Here is a 14,944-nt window from a genome sequence, read left to right as displayed (position 1 = left end):
TCCGGCTTGCGGCTACTTCTTCTGGCGGAACCTGCGCAATGCGGCAAGCTGGGCCGCCATCACGGCCAGCTCCGATTGCGCCCGGGCGAGGTCGATCTCGCTCTTCGCGTTCCGCAAGGCCTCCTCGGCCGCCGCCCGCGCCTCGTTGGCCTTCTCCTCGTCCAGGTCCTGGCCGCGGATGGCGGTGTCCGACAGCACGGTCACCCGGTTCGGCTGCACCTCGAGGATGCCGCCGGCGATGAACACGAACTCCTCGCTTCCATCCGGCTTCTCGATGCGCACCGAGCCGGGCCTGATCCGCGTGATCAGCGGCGTGTGGCGCGGGTAGATGCCGAGCTCACCCGCCTCGCCGGGCAGGACCACGAACCGCGCCTCCCCGGAGTAGATGGACTCGTGCGCGCTCACGACGTCGACGTGCAGGGTGTGCGTGGGGTCGGTCATGCCCGCGTTTGTACGCGATGGCGCGCCGGGCGTCACGCGCGCGCGGCCAAGAAAAAAGCCCCGTGACTTGCGGCACGGGGCTTAGGGCGCTGGTTTTTAGCGCGTTCTTATCCGGTACTTTACTTCTTCTGGCGGTACTTTTGCAGCGCAGCGAGCTGGGCCGCCATGACGGCCAGTTCCGACTGCGCCTTCGCGATGTCGATGTCGCTCTTGGCGTTCTTCAGGGCCTCTTCCGCGGCCGCGCGGGCCTCGTTGGCCTTTTCCTCGTCCAGGTCCTTGCCGCGGATGGCGGTGTCGGACAGGACGGTGACGCGGTTGGGCTGCACTTCCAGGATGCCGCCGGCGACGAAGACGAATTCCTCGCCACCATCGGCGCGCTCGATGCGCACCGAGCCGGGCTTCACCCGGGTGATCAGCGGCGTGTGGCGCGGGTAGATGCCGAGTTCGCCGGCTTCACCGGGCAGCGCGACGAATCGCGCCTCGCCGGAGAAGATGGACTCCTCGGCGCTCACCACGTCGACGTGGATGGTGTGCGTGGTCTCTGCCATGGCTTAGGCCGCCAGCTTCTTGGCCTTCTCGAAGGCTTCGTCGATGGTGCCGACCATGTAGAAGGCCTGCTCGGGCATGTGGTCGCACTCGCCGGCCAGGATCATCTTGAAGCCGCGGATGGTCTCCGCCAGCGGCACGTACTTGCCGGGCGAGCCGGTGAACACTTCGGCCACGTGGAAGGGCTGCGACAGGAAACGCTGGATCTTGCGGGCGCGGGCCACGGCCAGCTTGTCTTCCGGCGCCAGTTCGTCCATGCCCAGGATGGCGATGATGTCGCGCAGTTCCTTGTAGCGCTGCAGCGTCTGCTGCACCGAGCGGGTGGTGTCGTAGTGCTCTTCGCCGACCACATTGGGGTCGACCTGGCGGCTGGTGGAGTCCAGCGGGTCGATGGCCGGGTAGATGCCCAGCGAGGCGATGTCACGCGACAGCACCACGGTGGCGTCCAGGTGGGCGAAGGTGGTGGCGGGCGACGGGTCGGTCAGGTCGTCCGCGGGAACGTACACGGCCTGGATCGAAGTGATCGATCCGACCTTGGTCGACGTGATCCGTTCCTGCAGGCGGCCCATTTCCTCGGCCAGCGTCGGCTGGTAGCCCACGGCGGAAGGCATCCGGCCCAGCAGCGCGGACACTTCGGTGCCGGCCAGCGTGTAGCGATAGATGTTGTCCACGAAGAACAGCACGTCGCGGCCTTCGTCGCGGAAGGATTCGGCGATGGTCAGGCCGGTCAGGGCCACGCGCAGGCGGTTGCCCGGGGGCTCGTTCATCTGGCCGTACACCATGGCCACTTTCGACTCGCCCAGGTTGTCCAGGTTCACGACGCCGGAGTCGGCCATCTCGTGATAGAAGTCGTTGCCTTCGCGGGTGCGTTCACCCACGCCGGCGAACACCGACAGGCCCGAGTGCGCCTTGGCGATGTTGTTGATCAGCTCCATCATGTTGACGGTCTTGCCGACGCCGGCACCGCCGAACAGGCCGACCTTGCCGCCCTTGGAGAACGGGCACATCAGGTCGATCACCTTGATGCCGGTTTCCAGCAGTTCCTGCGACGGCGACAGTTCGTCGTAGGCAGGAGCCTTGCGGTGGATCGGGGCGGTCAGGGTCTGGTCGACCGGACCGCGCTCGTCGATCGGGTTGCCCAGCACGTCCATGATCCGGCCCAGCGTGGCCTTGCCCACGGGCACGGTGATGGCGGCGCCGGTGTTGTAGACCATCGAGCCGCGGCGCAGGCCGTCGGACGAACCCAGCGCGATGGTGCGCACCACGCCGTCACCCAGCTGCTGCTGCACTTCCAGCGTCAGCGCGCTGCCATCCATCTTCAGCGCGTCGTACACGCGCGGCATGTGCTCGCGCGGGAACTCGACGTCGACGACGGCGCCGATGCACTGGACGATTTTTCCTTGAACTTGAGCCATTTGTTGCCCCGTAAATTTAAACAGCCGCCGCCCCAGACACGATCTCCGAAAGTTCCTTCGTGATCGCGGCCTGGCGCGTCTTGTTGTAGACCAGCTTGAGTTCGCCGATGAGGTTGCCGGCGTTGTCGGTGGCGGCCTTCATGGCCACCATGCGCGCGGACTGCTCGGACGCCATGTTCTCGGCCACCGCCTGGTACACCAGCGCCTCGACGTAGCGAAGCAGCAGTTCGTCGATCACCGTCTGCGCGTCCGGCTCGTAGATGTAGTCCCAGCCGTGCTCGCCGCCCGTTTCCTTGGCTTCCGCTTCCATCCTGGCTGCGGACAGGGGCAGCAGCTGCTCCACCACCGGTTCCTGGCGCATCGTGTTGATGAAGCGGGTGTACGAGATGTACACGGCGCTCAGCTTGCCCTCGGCGTACTGGTCCAGCAGCACCTTCACCGGGCCGATCAGGCGCTCGAGGTGCGGCGTGTCGCCCAGCTGGGTGACATGCGACACGACCTGTGCGCCGATGCGGTTCAGGAAGCCCAGGCCCTTGTTGCCGATGGCCACGGTCTGCACCGCCGAACCCGCGCCCTGCAGTTCGCGCAGCTTCTGCGTGACCGCGCGCAGCACGTTGGTATTGAGGCCGCCGCACAGTCCCTTGTCGGTGGAGACCACGATGATGCCCGCCGCCTTCACGTCGTTCGTCTTCATGAACGCGTGCGTGTACTCCGGGTTGGCCTTGCCGAGGTTGGCGGCGATGTTGCGAACCTTCTCGCTGTAAGGCCGGGCGGAACGCATCCGCTCCTGCGCCTTGCGCATCTTGCTCGCGGCCACCATTTCCATGGCCTTGGTGATCTTCTTGGTGTTCTCCACCGATTTGATCTTGCCGCGAATTTCCTTGCCTGCAGCCATTGCCGTCTTCCTTGGGTTGCTGGCTTAAGCGAAGGTTTTCTTGAACGCTTCGATGGCAGCGGTGAGCTGGCCTTCGGCGTCCTTGTCCATCGCCCGGTCGTTTTCCAGCTTGGTCAGCAGACCAGCGTGCTTGTCCTTCAGCCAGCCGTGCAGGCCGCTTTCGAAGGCCAGGACGCGCTTGACGTCGAGGTCGTCGAAGTAGCCCTTGTTCACCGCGAACAGCGAAGCGGCCATCAGCGAGATGGGCAGCGGGCTGTACTGGGGCTGCTTGAGCAGTTCCGTCACGCGCGCGCCGCGGTCCAGCTGCTTGCGCGTGGCCGCGTCGAGGTCGGATGCGAACTGCGCGAAGGCGGCCAGTTCACGGTACTGCGCCAGGTCGGTACGGATACCGCCGGACAGCGACTTGATCAGCTTGGTCTGGGCGGCACCGCCGACGCGCGACACCGAGATACCCGCGTTGATGGCGGGACGGATGCCGGCGTTGAACAGGTTGGTTTCCAGGAAGATCTGGCCGTCGGTGATCGAGATCACGTTGGTCGGCACGAACGCGGACACGTCGCCGGCCTGCGTCTCGATGATGGGGAGCGCGGTCAGCGAACCGGTCTTGCCCTTGACTTCACCCTTGGTGAACTGCTCGACGTAGTGCTCGTTCACGCGCGCGGCGCGCTCCAGCAGGCGGCTGTGGAGATAGAACACGTCGCCGGGATACGCTTCGCGGCCCGGGGGGCGGCGCAGCAGCAGCGAGACCTGGCGGTAGGCGACGGCCTGCTTGGACAGGTCGTCATAGATGATCAGCGCGTCCTGGCCGCGGTCGCGGAAGTACTCGCCCATCGTGCAGCCGGAGTACGCGGAAACGTACTGCATGGCGGCGGACTCGGACGCGGAAGCGGCGACGACGATGGTGTATTCCATCGCGCCGTGCTGCTCCAGCGCGCGCACGATGTTCTTGATCGTGGACGCCTTCTGCCCGATGGCGACGTACACGCAGGTCATGTTCTGACCCTTCTGGTTGATGATCGTGTCGACCGCGACGGCGGACTTGCCGGTCTGGCGGTCGCCGATGATCAGTTCGCGCTGGCCCCGGCCGATCGGCACCATGGAGTCGATGGCCTTCAGGCCGGTCTGCACCGGCTGGTCGACCGACTTGCGGGCGATCACGCCCGGGGCGACCTTCTCGATCACGTCCGTCATGCGGGCGTTGATCGGGCCCTTGCCGTCGATCGGCTGGCCCAGGGCATTCACCACGCGGCCGATCAGTTCGGGGCCGACGGGCACTTCGAGAATGCGGCCCGTGCACTTGACGGTGTCGCCTTCGGAGATGTGCTCGTATTCGCCCAGGATCACAGCGCCGACGGAGTCGCGCTCGAGGTTCAGGGCCAGGCCGAACGTGGGGGTGCCGTCGGCGGTGGACGGGAACTCCAGCATTTCGCCGGCCATGGCGTCGGACAGGCCGTGCACGCGGACGATGCCGTCGGTCACGGACAGCACGGTGCCCTGGTTGCGGATGTCGGCGCTGGCGGCCAGGCCTTCGATCCGGCTCTTGATCAGTTCGGAAATTTCAGCGGGATTGAGCTGCATGACTCTGTCCTTTGGAGGCTGCGGCATCAAGCCGTCAGCGCGACTTTCATTTGTTCCAGGCGGGCCTTCACCGAGGTGTCCAGCACCTCGTCGCCCACCACCACGCGGATGCCGCCGATGAGGGACGGATCTTCCTGCACGGTGAGATTGAGCTTACGGCCAAACCGCTTCTCGAGTGCCTGGGCCACACCGCCGAGCTGGTCGGCGGCGATGGGGAAGGCGCTGTAGACCACGGCATCCGAAGTGCCCCCCAGCGCGTTCTTCATCTCGCGGAACTGCTGGGCCACTTCGGGCAGGGCCACGAGGCGGCCGTTGTCGATGACGGTGCGCAGGAAGTTCTGGCCCGCCGGCGGCAGCTGCACGCGAGCGACCTCGGAGACGAGGTCGAACACCTGGCGCTTGTCCACCTTGGGGTTGCCTGCGTACTGAAGCAGCTGGGGATTGCCCGCCACTGCGGCGAGCGCGTCCAGCCACTGCGTGGTGCCGTTCAGGTCGTTCTTGGACGACTGGAACAGCGCCTCGGCGTACGGGCGGGCGATGGTGGCGAGTTCAGCCATGGCCTTCGTTCCTTATTGCAGCTCGGTCTGCAGGCGGTTGAGCAGCTCGGCGTGCACGCCGGGATTCACTTCCTTGCGGAGGATCTGCTCGGCGCCCTTGACGGCCAGCGCGGCGACCTGCTCGCGCAGGGCTTCACGGGCCTTCACGGTCTGCTGCTCGGCTTCGGCTCGGGCGGCGGCGATGATCTTGTTCGCCTCTTCGGTCGCGCGGCCCTTGGCCTCCTCGACGATCCCCTGGGCGCGGCGCTCGGCGTCGGCCAGCAGGGCGGCGGTCTCGGTGCGCGACTTGGCCAGTTCCTGTTCCACGCGACGGTCGGCGGCGGCGAGTTCGGACTTCGCCTTGTCGGCAGCGGCCAGGCCTTCCGCGATCTTGCGGGCGCGCTCGTCGAGCGCCGCGGCGATCGGCGGCCACACGAACTTCATCGTGAACCCGACCAGGATCAGGAACACGATCACCTGAATGATGAGGGTGCCGGTGATGCTCACTTGTTCATCCTTGCTCCCGGTGCGGTGCGCGCCAGGAAATGGGTTGGCGAAAGGATGGGACTTCTTACTTCGGCAGGTTGGCGATCTGGCCCAGGAACGGGTTGGCGGTGGCGAACCACAGCGCGATGCCGGTGCCGATGATGAACGCGGCGTCGATCAGGCCGGCCAGCAGGAACATCTTGGTCTGCAGTTCGTTCATCAGCTCGGGCTGGCGGGCAGCCGATTCGAGGTACTTGCTGCCCATGATGCCGATGCCGATGCAGGCGCCGATGGCACCCAGACCGATGATCAGGCCGGCGGCCAGGGCGACAAAGCTGATAACTTCCATGATTGCTCCTAGGGACTTTGGTGGTTGACGAGAAAAGAAGAAAACGGAAAAAGAACTTCTAGCTGACCGGATGACCTGGGTCGCCTGCCACCGCGGAACCGGCTTTGCCGGGCCGCTGGTGGCGCCCCCTTGAGGGCGAGGCGCCGCAGGCGCTTCGGGGGTGGGCCATGTCAATGCGCGTCGTGGGCCTGGCCGACGTACACGAGTGTCAGCATCATGAACACGAAGGCCTGCAGGGTGATGATCAGGATGTGGAAGATCGCCCAGGCCGAGCCCGCGATGATGTGGCCGATGGCCAGGCCGATGCCGGTGGCGTTCAGCGAGAAGGCGCCGCCCATCAGGGCGATCAGCAGGAAGATCAGTTCTCCGGCGTACATGTTGCCGAACAACCGCATGCCGTGCGACACGGTCTTGGCGACGAACTCGATGATCTGCATCAGGAAGTTGAACGGCCACAGCAGCGGGTGGCTTCCGAAGGGCGCGGTGAACAGCTCGTGCACCCAGCCGCCCAAGCCCTTGATCTTGATGTTGTAGATCAGGCAGACCAGCAGCACGGACAGCGACAGGCCCATGGTGATGGACAGGTCGGCGGTCGGCACGACGCGCATGTAGGCGTGCTCGGGGTCATGGCCCGCCGCGCCGAAGATCTTCTGCCAGAGGTAGGGGAAGAGGTCGACCGGGAACAGGTCCATCGCGTTCATCACGAAGATCCAGATGAACACGGTCAGCGCGAGCGGCGCCACGAACTTGCGGCTGGTCGCGTTGTGCACGATGCCCTTGGCCTGGGCGTCGACCATCTCCACCAGGATCTCCACCGCCGCCTGGAAGCGCCCCGGCACCCCGGAGGTCGCGGTGCGCGCCGCCTTCCACAGGAAGAAGCAGGTGAGCACGCCCAGCAGGATCGCCCAGAACAGCGAGTCCCAGTTGAAGACGGAGAAATCGACGACGTTGGCAGGCTTCTTGTTCTGCCAGAACGTCAGGTGGTGGACGATGTATTCACCCGCGGTCGGACCGTGCCCCGCGGCAGTGCTTTCAGCAGCCATGTTTCTTTCAGCTCGATTTCGTCTTGGGACGCGGCGCGAACGCCAGCGCAATCCAGTAAACCTTCATTGCGAGGACCAGGCCGATCAGCAATGCTGGCCAGCTCAGTCCCGCCACCAGCCTCGGCGCCGCCACCAGCATGGCGAACGTCAAGGCGATCTTCACCATCTCCCAGAGCAGGAATCCGACCGCTGCGGTTCCCGCGTTGTGAGATGCAAACCTTCCGGTCAGTCCCCGGGCAAACACCGCCGCGGGCACCAGCACGGCCAGAGCTCCGTACGCGACGGACCATCCGACGTTTTGCTTTCCGGTCAGCAGCCACGCCAGCAGCGCGGCCACCAGGCCCATTCCCGCCTGCCCCGCCACCACCCACCACGGGGACACCGGGGGGTTCTGCTCACGCACGCGTCGGGCCTCTTCGGCGCTCAACGGCTGGACGGGAAAGGCTTCCTCCTGGTCTTCAGGCAGCGGCGCGACTCTTCTTGTTGGCATGGTCCGCCGCGGTAAGCCCTGAAAATTTTGGAAAGCCTCCCATTATAAGTAGAAACCCAGGTCGGGCCCAAGCCCCCCGACGATGAGCAGGCATGGCGCCGGCAATGACATGTTCCGGCGCGCACAATCCGCGCGCATCCACGCCGAGAAGATCCATGCGCAACCTGCTCGTTTTCCTGCACCTCGCCGCCGCCGTCTTCTGGATGGGCGGCATGGCCTTCATGGTGCTCGCGTTGCGCCCGGCCGCCCACGCGCAGCTGCAGCCGCCGCAACGGCTGACCCTGATGCTGCAGGTGATGCGCCGCTTCTTCACCGTCGTCATCGCCAGCATCGTGGTGCTGCTCGCCACCGGCGGGCCGCTGCTGATGCAGGTGCCCGGCGCGCAGGCGCCGCGCGGCTGGCACGTGATGGCCGGCCTGGGCGTGTTGATGGTGCTGGTGTTCGGCCACATCTTCTTCGGGCCGTTCCGGCGCGCGCGCGCCGCCGTCGCCGCGCAGGACTGGCCGGAAGGCGGCAGGCGCATGAACCAGATCGCGCTGCTGGTGAAGGTCAACCTCGCGATCGGATGGATCGCGATCGCTGCGGTCTTGCTGTGGCGATGAAGCGGGCGATGGCATGGGTCGTCGGCCTGGTGTTCTGGGCCGTGACGGTGCACGCCAATCCTTACTTCGACCCGACGAAGCCGCATCACACGCCGGACGGTTTCCGCAATCCCGCCGGGGTGCAGGTCGACAAGCCCCTGTCCTGGCTGCTGCGCTGGCGCATCGACGCCCTGCGCGACGGCCTGCCGCCGCCGCCGCAGCAGGCCACGCCGGTCGCGCTGCCGGAACTCCGCTTGCTGCGTGCCAACACGGCGCCGGTGCGGCGGGCCGGCGCGCAGGCGGCGGTGCCGCCGCTGCCTTCGGTGACCTGGATCGGCCACGCGACCGTGCTGGTGCAGTCGGGCGGCCTCAACATCCTGACCGATCCCGTCTTCAGCGACCGCGCCTCGCCGGTGAGCTTCCTGGGCCCGCGGCGCGAACAGCCGCCGGGCGTCGCCCTGGAAGACTTGCCCGCGATCGACGTCGTGGTGATCTCGCACAACCACTACGACCATCTCGATCGCCTGAGCGTGGTGCAGCTGAACGAGCGCGCGCGCGGCCACACGCTCTTCCTGGTGCCGCTGGGCCTCAAGCCGTTCTTCACGCAATTGGGAATCGGCAACGTGATCGAGCTGGACTGGTGGGACATCCACACGCACGAAGGCGTGCAGTTCCACCTGGTGCCGGTGCAGCACTGGTCCGCCCGTGGCCTGGGCGACCGCAACCAGACCCTGTGGGGCGGCTGGGCGGTGTTCGCGCCCGACCTGCGCTGGTACTTCTCCGGCGACGCCGGGTACAGCCGCCACTTCAAGGAAACACGGGACAAGCTCGCGCCGCACGCGCGGAATGGATCGCTGTTCGACGTCGCGCTGCTGGCGATCGGCGCCTACGAGCCGCGCTGGTTCATGAAGGAGCAGCACATGAACCCGGCCGAAGCCGTGCAGGCGCACCACGACCTGGCCGCGCGCCGCAGCCTGGGCATCCACTGGGGCACCTTCGCGCTCACCGACGAGGCGCTGGACCAGCCGCCGCACGACCTGGCGCTGGCGCGGGCGCAGCGAGGGCTGGCCGAGCAGGACTTCTTCGTGCTGCCCATCGGCGGCACCTGGTGGCCGGCGGGCGCGCCCGCCGCCTTGCCGAAGCAGTGACAATGGCGGCCATGAGCAACGACATTCCCGCCCTGCCCTGCTGGCTCAACGGCCGCATGGGCACCTTGCAGGACACCAAGGTGAGCGTGCTGGACCGCGGCTTCATCTTCGGCGACGGCGTCTACGAAGTGGTGCCTTGCTACGAAGGCCGCCCGTTCCGCTTCGAAGAGCACATGGACCGGCTGGACCGCAGCCTGGGCGAACTGCGCATCCGCAACCCGATGGACCGCGGCGCCTGGCGCCACCTGATCGACCAGCTGGTCCTCGCCTATGCGCAGCACGTAGGCAAGAAGCCGAAAGAGACCAATCAGCTGGTGTACCTGCAGGTCACGCGCGGCGTGGCGATGCGCGACCACGTGATGCCCCCCGACCTCGAACCGACGGTGTTCGCGATGGTCAACCGGCTGTACATCTACACGGCCGAGGAACGCGCGAAGGGCGTGATGTGCGTGACGGCCGACGACTTCCGCTGGAAGAAGGCCCACATCAAGAGCACCAGCCTGGCCGGCGCCGTGCTGTCGCGCCAGATGAGCGCGGACGTGGGCGGGAACGAGACCATCATGTTTCGCGACGGCTGGCTGAGCGAGGCCGCGGCGTCCAACGTGTGGGTGGTCAAGGACGGCGTGGTGCTGGGACCGCCCAAGGACAATCTGGTGCTGGAAGGCATCCGCTACGGCCTGCTGGAAGAGCTGTGCGGCCAGGCCGGCATCCCCTTCGAGCTGCGCCAGGTGAGCCGGGAGGAAGTGCTGGGCGCCGACGAGATCGTGCTGTCCTCGGCCACCAAGGAAGTCCTGCCCTGCACGGTGCTGGACGGACAGCCAGTTGGAAAAGGCCGACCCGGTCCCATCTACGAAAGGCTCTTTGCTGGGTACCAGCAGGCCAAACGAAACTCCTAGATGTCCGCTTCCATCTTTCCGCCCAAGTCCGTCACCGCTTCCGGCCAGCAATCGCTGATCGAATACCCGTCCCGGTTCCCCATCAAGGTGATGGGCCCGAAGGTGGACGGCTTCGTGCACGCCATCACGACGCTCGCGCGCGAGTTCGACCCCGGCTTCGATGCCTCGACGGTGGAACTGCGCGACAGCGCCAAGGGCAACTACCTGGGCATCACCATCACCATCACGGCGACGAGCCGCGAGCAGCTGGACAACCTGTACCGCGCGCTCACCTCGCACCCGATGGTGAAGGTCGTCCTGTAGGCGCCCCATGCAGGTCCGGGTGCTGGGCCAGGTCGAGTACCTGCCCACCTGGCAGGCGATGGCCGCCTTCACGGAGGGCAGCGGCCCCGGCACCCCCGACGAACTCTGGCTGTGCGAGCACCCGCCGGTGTTCACGCAGGGCCTGGCCGGCAAGGCCGCCCACGTGCTGGACGCAGGCGACATCCCGGTGGTGGCGACCAACCGCGGCGGCCAGGTCACCTACCACGGGCCCGGCCAGGTGGTGGCCTATCCCCTCCTGGACCTGAAGCGGGCCGGCTACTTCGTCAAGGAGTACGTCTACCGGCTGGAGGAGGCGGTCGTCCGCACCCTGGCCCGCTTCGGCGTGACCGGGCACCGGGTGGCGGGCGCGCCGGGCATCTATGTCCGGCTGGCCGACCCCGGCTCGCACGCGGCGCTGACCGGTCCGGCCCCGGGCGGCGACCCCTTCGCCGGCCTCGGCAAGATCGCGGCGCTGGGCATCAAGGTGAGCCGGCACCGCACCTACCACGGGCTGGCGCTGAACGTCGGCATGGACCTGGAACCCTTCGAACGCATCAACCCTTGCGGTTACGCAGGACTTCGAACGGTGGACCTTTCTACAATCGGCGTTTCCACCACATGGAACGAAGCCGCCGCGATGCTGGGCCACGAGCTCCAGGCGCTGCTCGCTCCCCAGGACATCCCATGAGCTCCAGCAACGTCGTGCGCGAGGCGCAATCGGTCGAGACCTACGAAGCCAGCGCCAAGCAGAAGGCGGCGGCCAAGCTCTCGCGCATCCCGGTCAAGGTGGAGCCTGGCGAAGTGCTGAAGAAGCCGGAGTGGATCCGCGTGAAGGCCGGCTCCGCCAGCTCGCGCTTCTACGAGATCAAGGAAATCCTGCGCGCGCAGAACCTGCACACGGTGTGCGAGGAGGCCTCCTGCCCCAACATCGGCGAGTGCTTCGGCAAGGGCACGGCGACCTTCATGATCATGGGCGACAAGTGCACCCGCCGCTGCCCGTTCTGCGACGTCGGCCACGGCCGGCCAGACCCGCTGGACATACAGGAACCGCAGAAGCTGGCGGAGACCATCGCCGCCCTGAAGCTCAAGTACGTGGTGATCACCAGCGTGGACCGCGATGACCTGCGCGATGGCGGCGCCGGCCACTTCGTCGAATGCATCCGCAAGACCCGCGAGCTGTCGCCCGGCACGATGATCGAAGTGCTGGTGCCGGATTTCCGCGGCCGCGACGACCGCGCCCTGGAGATCCTGAAGGCCGCGCCGCCGGACGTGATGAACCACAACCTCGAGACCATCCCGCGCCTGTACAAGGAAGCGCGGCCGGGCTCGGACTACCAGTTCAGCCTGAACCTGCTGAAGAAGTTCAAGGCCCTGTTCCCGGCCATCCCGACCAAGAGCGGCCTGATGGTCGGGCTGGGCGAGACGGACGAGGAGATCCTGGAGGTCATGCGCGACATGCGCGCGCACGACATCGAGATGCTCACGATCGGCCAGTACCTGGCGCCGACCACCTCGCACCTGCCGGTGCGCCGCTACGTGCACCCGGACACCTTCAAGATGTTCGAGCAGAAGGCGCTGGAGATGGGCTTCTCGCATGCCGCCGTCGGCGCGATGGTGCGCAGCTCGTACCACGCGGACCAGCAGGCCCACGCGGCCGGCGTGCCGGTCGACGCGTAACGGGGTCCTTCCCGCGCGGCTTCCGGTCCAGGGTGGATGGAATAAAGCGCCGCGGGCGGCGTTCATCCCTTCATTCCCAGGGAGATTCCGCATGCAAGACAGTTCCCGCGATCCCGCGTCCGCCGCGCGGCGCGATTTCCTCAGGCTGGCGAGCGCGCTGCCACTGGCCGCGTCGCCCATGCTGGCAGGCGCGCAGCCCGCAGCTCCGGCGCGCGTGCCCGGGGTCGATCCGGCCGACCGCGTGTTCATCACCAACGAGGACTCCAACACGCTGGTGGTGATCGACCCGTCGCGCAACGTGGTGGAGACCACCATCAACCTCACCAGCTTCGACGAGGACCCGCGTCCGCCCTTCCGCTACGTCACCGCCGGCGTCGCGCCCACCCACGCGGCGATGATCCACAAGCCGCTGTACCACGGCTGCATCGACGCCCACGGCGCGGTGCCCTCGCCGGACGGCCGCATGCTCGCCACCAGCGGCCGCGGCTCCAGCAACGTCTACCTGATCGACGCCGAGCAGAAGCGCGTGATCGGCAACACGCCCAATCCGGCGGCCGGCGCCGGCACCAGCGCCGAACGCATCAGCACCGGCATCCTGGTGGGCCGCGAGCCGCACGAGCCGACCTTCACGCGCAACGGCCGCGAGCTGTGGGTCACCGTGCGCGGCGAGGACCGCATCGCCATCCTCGACGTGGAACAGGCGCTGCGCCAGCTGCGCGGCGAGCCGGCTTCCGCGATCCGCATGTATCTGGGCACGCTGCCCGGCCCGGCGCAGGTGTGGTTCGACCGCGAGGGGCAGCACGCCTTCGTCGCCAGCCAGAAGGCCTCCAGGGTGGACGTGTTCCAGGTGCGACCGGGGTCGGACGGCCACTCGGCGCCGCAGCGGCTCGCCACGCTGGACATCTCGGGGCAGGACAAGCCCGGCTTCACGCCCTTCCTGAAGACCACGCCCGATGGCGGCGAAGTGTGGTTCTCGCACAAGCTGGCCGACGCCGTGTCCTGCCGCTCCACGCGCGGCGAGTTCGGGCTGCTGGACACCGTCGCGCTCGGCAACGGCGCGCGGCCCAACCACGTGGAGTTCGTGAGCAATGCGCGCGGCAGCGTGGTGTACGCCAGCCTGGCCCGGGTCGACGACAACGGCCCGGGCGGCGTCGCCTCCAGCCAGCTGGCGATCATCGACCGCAGCGCCCGGCCCGGCAGCCGCAAGGTGGCCGGCACCTTCTTCAGCCACGGGCGCGAAGCGCACGGCCTGTGGACCAATCCGGAGAACACGCTGGTGTACGTGGCGCACGAGCAGGACGAGCTGCCCGGCACGCCCAACGGCGGCCAGACGGTCTGCGCCGCCTTCGACGTGCGCGACCCGTTCAAGCCGGAATTCATCGCGCAGATCCCCCTGGGAGAGATCGCGCTTCCTTCGGGCGGCCTGCGCAACAAGAAGAGCATCAACCTGGTGTACGTGCGCGTCGGCGCGCGCGGGCAGACGGCATGAGCCCGGGCACGCCCTCCGCCTTCGACGCGGAGATGGACGAGGGCATGGCGCGCATGATGCGCGACATGCATGCGCCCGGCGCCACCGGAAATCCGGACATCGACTTCCTGGCCATGATGATTCCGCACCACGCCGGAGCGGTCGCCATGGCGCGCGCGCTGCTGCGCCATGGCCGCGACGAAGCGACGCGCCGGCTGGCCGAGGACATCATCGCCAGCCAGACGATCGAGATCGAGGGCATGCAGCGCCGGCTCGCAACACTGCGCCAGCCGGGACGCGGGCCGGAATTTCCGGCCCTGGGCGGCACCCGCGGCCCCTGATCCGCCACCGCTGCACGCCGGTGCGGGCGGCGCTAAGCTTCGCGCCATGTCCCCGGACGCTTCTTCCGACCTCTCGCTGCGCGCCTACGGCGCATCGCACGGCAGCCACAGCCATGCGCACCACCAGATGCTGGTCGGCCTGGAGGGCGTGCTGGAACTCGAGGTCGATGGCCATGGCCGGGGCGTGGCCGCCGGCGACGCGGTGCTGGTCGCGGCGGGCGAGCGCCACGACTTCGAATCCGCCCGGGGCAGCCGCTGCCTGGTGCTCGATTCCGCCGACCCGCTGTGGCTGGAATGCGGCGTGCTGCCCGCGGCCGGGCCGCAGGTGCACGCGCTCGCGCGCTACCTCGCCCAGGCCATGGAAGCACGGCTGCCATTGGCGACGCTGCAGGGGCCGGCGCTGCTGCTGGAAGCCTGGCGTCCGCGCTCGCCCGCGCGGCGCCCGCGGCGGCGCGTCGACTGGGCGGCGCTGGGCCTGTGGGTCCAGTCGCGACTGGACGATCCCGTCACCGTCGCCGATCTCGCGCAACGCGTGCACCTGGGCACCAGCCAGTTCGCCCTGCGCTGCCACGAGGCCCAGGGCATGGGCCCGCTGGAGTGGCTGCGGCTGCAGCGGCTCACGCGGGCGCGGCAGCTGCGCGACGCGGGACTGGCGGTGAAGGACGTGGCCCGTCGCACCGGCTACCGTTCCCCCTCGGCGCTCACCGCCGCATTGCGCCGCAGCGGCCTGCGCTGAAACGGCGATGCGCGC

General features: G+C 67.7%; 19 protein-coding genes. 9 read left to right on the top strand and 10 right to left on the bottom strand.

Translation table 11 applies throughout. The features are described from left to right. Positions 1 to 12: 12 nt before the first annotated feature. From AC1DSA_RS14855 to AC1DSA_RS14810, 10 genes are all read right to left on the bottom strand, one after another. Positions 13 to 441, bottom strand: coding sequence for a F0F1 ATP synthase subunit epsilon (locus tag AC1DSA_RS14855; protein ID WP_477890465.1), 429 nt, complete (start codon positions 439 to 441; stop codon positions 13 to 15). A 119-nt stretch (positions 442 to 560) separates the two neighbouring features. Beyond that, positions 561 to 989: a F0F1 ATP synthase subunit epsilon gene (locus AC1DSA_RS14850; RefSeq protein WP_477890463.1), complete on the bottom strand. Its 429-nt coding sequence runs from the start codon at positions 987 to 989 to the stop codon at positions 561 to 563. Between the two features lie 3 nt (positions 990 to 992). Then, the gene (gene atpD / locus AC1DSA_RS14845) at positions 993 to 2,402 is read right to left on the bottom strand and encodes a F0F1 ATP synthase subunit beta (RefSeq protein WP_477890461.1); all 1,410 of its coding nucleotides are present in this window, start codon (positions 2,400 to 2,402) and stop codon (positions 993 to 995) included. 16 nt (positions 2,403 to 2,418) lie between these two features. Then, the gene (gene atpG / locus AC1DSA_RS14840) at positions 2,419 to 3,297 is read right to left on the bottom strand and encodes a F0F1 ATP synthase subunit gamma (protein WP_477890459.1); all 879 of its coding nucleotides are present in this window, start codon (positions 3,295 to 3,297) and stop codon (positions 2,419 to 2,421) included. A gap of 24 nt (positions 3,298 to 3,321) precedes the next feature. Next, on the bottom strand, positions 3,322 to 4,875 hold the full coding sequence (gene atpA, locus AC1DSA_RS14835; RefSeq protein WP_477890457.1) for a F0F1 ATP synthase subunit alpha: 1,554 nt from the start codon (positions 4,873 to 4,875) through the stop codon (positions 3,322 to 3,324). A 26-nt stretch (positions 4,876 to 4,901) separates the two neighbouring features. Beyond that, positions 4,902 to 5,432 carry a F0F1 ATP synthase subunit delta gene (locus AC1DSA_RS14830; protein WP_477890456.1) on the bottom strand — a complete coding sequence of 177 codons (531 nt, stop codon included), beginning with the start codon at positions 5,430 to 5,432 and terminating at the stop codon, positions 4,902 to 4,904. A 12-nt stretch (positions 5,433 to 5,444) separates the two neighbouring features. Then, positions 5,445 to 5,918 carry a F0F1 ATP synthase subunit B gene (locus tag AC1DSA_RS14825; protein ID WP_477890455.1) on the bottom strand — a complete coding sequence of 158 codons (474 nt, stop codon included), beginning with the start codon at positions 5,916 to 5,918 and terminating at the stop codon, positions 5,445 to 5,447. A 64-nt stretch (positions 5,919 to 5,982) separates the two neighbouring features. After that, positions 5,983 to 6,246 carry a F0F1 ATP synthase subunit C gene (gene atpE, locus AC1DSA_RS14820; RefSeq protein WP_112189215.1) on the bottom strand — a complete coding sequence of 88 codons (264 nt, stop codon included), beginning with the start codon at positions 6,244 to 6,246 and terminating at the stop codon, positions 5,983 to 5,985. 170 nt (positions 6,247 to 6,416) lie between these two features. Then, on the bottom strand, positions 6,417 to 7,289 hold the full coding sequence (gene atpB, locus AC1DSA_RS14815) for a F0F1 ATP synthase subunit A (RefSeq protein WP_477890454.1): 873 nt from the start codon (positions 7,287 to 7,289) through the stop codon (positions 6,417 to 6,419). 7 nt (positions 7,290 to 7,296) lie between these two features. After that, positions 7,297 to 7,779, bottom strand: a complete 483-nt coding sequence (locus AC1DSA_RS14810; protein WP_477890452.1) for an ATP synthase subunit I — start codon at positions 7,777 to 7,779, stop codon at positions 7,297 to 7,299. Between the two features lie 155 nt (positions 7,780 to 7,934). On the opposite strand from AC1DSA_RS14810, the gene AC1DSA_RS14805 reads away from it, so the two are divergent. The 9 genes from AC1DSA_RS14805 (at position 7,935) to AC1DSA_RS14765 (ending at position 14,929) form a co-directional block, all read left to right on the top strand. Continuing rightward, the gene (locus tag AC1DSA_RS14805) at positions 7,935 to 8,381 is read left to right on the top strand and encodes a CopD family protein (RefSeq protein WP_477890450.1); all 447 of its coding nucleotides are present in this window, start codon (positions 7,935 to 7,937) and stop codon (positions 8,379 to 8,381) included. An 8-nt stretch (positions 8,382 to 8,389) separates the two neighbouring features. Further along, on the top strand, positions 8,390 to 9,508 hold the full coding sequence (locus AC1DSA_RS14800; RefSeq protein ID WP_477890448.1) for an MBL fold metallo-hydrolase: 1,119 nt from the start codon (positions 8,390 to 8,392) through the stop codon (positions 9,506 to 9,508). An 11-nt stretch (positions 9,509 to 9,519) separates the two neighbouring features. Continuing rightward, positions 9,520 to 10,404 (top strand): aminotransferase class IV, encoded by an 885-nt coding sequence (locus tag AC1DSA_RS14795; protein ID WP_477890446.1) that lies wholly within the window; start codon positions 9,520 to 9,522, stop codon positions 10,402 to 10,404. Further along, complete coding sequence (locus AC1DSA_RS14790; protein WP_477890444.1) at positions 10,405 to 10,707, top strand: YbeD family protein; 303 nt, start codon at positions 10,405 to 10,407, stop codon at positions 10,705 to 10,707. A gap of 7 nt (positions 10,708 to 10,714) precedes the next feature. After that, a complete protein-coding gene (gene lipB / locus AC1DSA_RS14785) occupies positions 10,715 to 11,395 on the top strand; it encodes a lipoyl(octanoyl) transferase LipB (RefSeq protein ID WP_477890442.1) in 681 nt (226 codons plus the stop codon). Continuing rightward, positions 11,392 to 12,384 carry a lipoyl synthase gene (gene lipA, locus AC1DSA_RS14780; RefSeq protein WP_477890441.1) on the top strand — a complete coding sequence of 331 codons (993 nt, stop codon included), beginning with the start codon at positions 11,392 to 11,394 and terminating at the stop codon, positions 12,382 to 12,384. Before lipB ends, lipA begins: the two co-directional genes overlap by 4 nt. A gap of 91 nt (positions 12,385 to 12,475) precedes the next feature. Further along, a complete protein-coding gene (locus tag AC1DSA_RS14775; RefSeq protein ID WP_477890439.1) occupies positions 12,476 to 13,873 on the top strand; it encodes a YncE family protein in 1,398 nt (465 codons plus the stop codon). Further along, on the top strand, positions 13,870 to 14,193 hold the full coding sequence (locus tag AC1DSA_RS14770; RefSeq protein ID WP_477890437.1) for a DUF305 domain-containing protein: 324 nt from the start codon (positions 13,870 to 13,872) through the stop codon (positions 14,191 to 14,193). Before AC1DSA_RS14775 ends, AC1DSA_RS14770 begins: the two co-directional genes overlap by 4 nt. A 46-nt stretch (positions 14,194 to 14,239) precedes the next feature. After that, the gene (locus AC1DSA_RS14765; protein WP_477890435.1) at positions 14,240 to 14,929 is read left to right on the top strand and encodes a helix-turn-helix domain-containing protein; all 690 of its coding nucleotides are present in this window, start codon (positions 14,240 to 14,242) and stop codon (positions 14,927 to 14,929) included. Positions 14,930 to 14,944 lie beyond the last annotated feature (15 nt).

This window comes from Ramlibacter sp. P4_H7 (genome assembly GCF_056400765.1).
This window is presented reverse-complemented; position numbering and strand designations above follow the sequence as displayed.

What these genes read in the sequence shown, in the direction of transcription:
- atpA (WP_477890457.1), bottom strand. Translation starts at nt 4,875, where the DNA reads ATGCAGCTCAATCCCGCTGAAATTTCCGAACTGATCAAGAGCCGGATC.
- atpG (WP_477890459.1), bottom strand. Translation starts at nt 3,297, where the DNA reads ATGGCTGCAGGCAAGGAAATTCGCGGCAAGATCAAATCGGTGGAGAAC.
- AC1DSA_RS14775 (WP_477890439.1), top strand. Translation starts at nt 12,476, where the DNA reads ATGCAAGACAGTTCCCGCGATCCCGCGTCCGCCGCGCGGCGCGATTTC.
- AC1DSA_RS14850 (WP_477890463.1), bottom strand. Translation starts at nt 989, where the DNA reads ATGGCAGAGACCACGCACACCATCCACGTCGACGTGGTGAGCGCCGAG.
- atpD (WP_477890461.1), bottom strand. Translation starts at nt 2,402, where the DNA reads ATGGCTCAAGTTCAAGGAAAAATCGTCCAGTGCATCGGCGCCGTCGTC.
- atpB (WP_477890454.1), bottom strand. Translation starts at nt 7,289, where the DNA reads ATGGCTGCTGAAAGCACTGCCGCGGGGCACGGTCCGACCGCGGGTGAA.
- AC1DSA_RS14790 (WP_477890444.1), top strand. Translation starts at nt 10,405, where the DNA reads ATGTCCGCTTCCATCTTTCCGCCCAAGTCCGTCACCGCTTCCGGCCAG.
- atpE (WP_112189215.1), bottom strand. Translation starts at nt 6,246, where the DNA reads ATGGAAGTTATCAGCTTTGTCGCCCTGGCCGCCGGCCTGATCATCGGT.
- AC1DSA_RS14770 (WP_477890437.1), top strand. Translation starts at nt 13,870, where the DNA reads ATGAGCCCGGGCACGCCCTCCGCCTTCGACGCGGAGATGGACGAGGGC.
- AC1DSA_RS14805 (WP_477890450.1), top strand. Translation starts at nt 7,935, where the DNA reads ATGCGCAACCTGCTCGTTTTCCTGCACCTCGCCGCCGCCGTCTTCTGG.
- AC1DSA_RS14800 (WP_477890448.1), top strand. Translation starts at nt 8,390, where the DNA reads ATGGCATGGGTCGTCGGCCTGGTGTTCTGGGCCGTGACGGTGCACGCC.
- AC1DSA_RS14855 (WP_477890465.1), bottom strand. Translation starts at nt 441, where the DNA reads ATGACCGACCCCACGCACACCCTGCACGTCGACGTCGTGAGCGCGCAC.
- AC1DSA_RS14795 (WP_477890446.1), top strand. Translation starts at nt 9,520, where the DNA reads ATGAGCAACGACATTCCCGCCCTGCCCTGCTGGCTCAACGGCCGCATG.
- lipA (WP_477890441.1), top strand. Translation starts at nt 11,392, where the DNA reads ATGAGCTCCAGCAACGTCGTGCGCGAGGCGCAATCGGTCGAGACCTAC.
- AC1DSA_RS14765 (WP_477890435.1), top strand. Translation starts at nt 14,240, where the DNA reads ATGTCCCCGGACGCTTCTTCCGACCTCTCGCTGCGCGCCTACGGCGCA.
- AC1DSA_RS14830 (WP_477890456.1), bottom strand. Translation starts at nt 5,432, where the DNA reads ATGGCTGAACTCGCCACCATCGCCCGCCCGTACGCCGAGGCGCTGTTC.
- AC1DSA_RS14810 (WP_477890452.1), bottom strand. Translation starts at nt 7,779, where the DNA reads ATGCCAACAAGAAGAGTCGCGCCGCTGCCTGAAGACCAGGAGGAAGCC.
- lipB (WP_477890442.1), top strand. Translation starts at nt 10,715, where the DNA reads ATGCAGGTCCGGGTGCTGGGCCAGGTCGAGTACCTGCCCACCTGGCAG.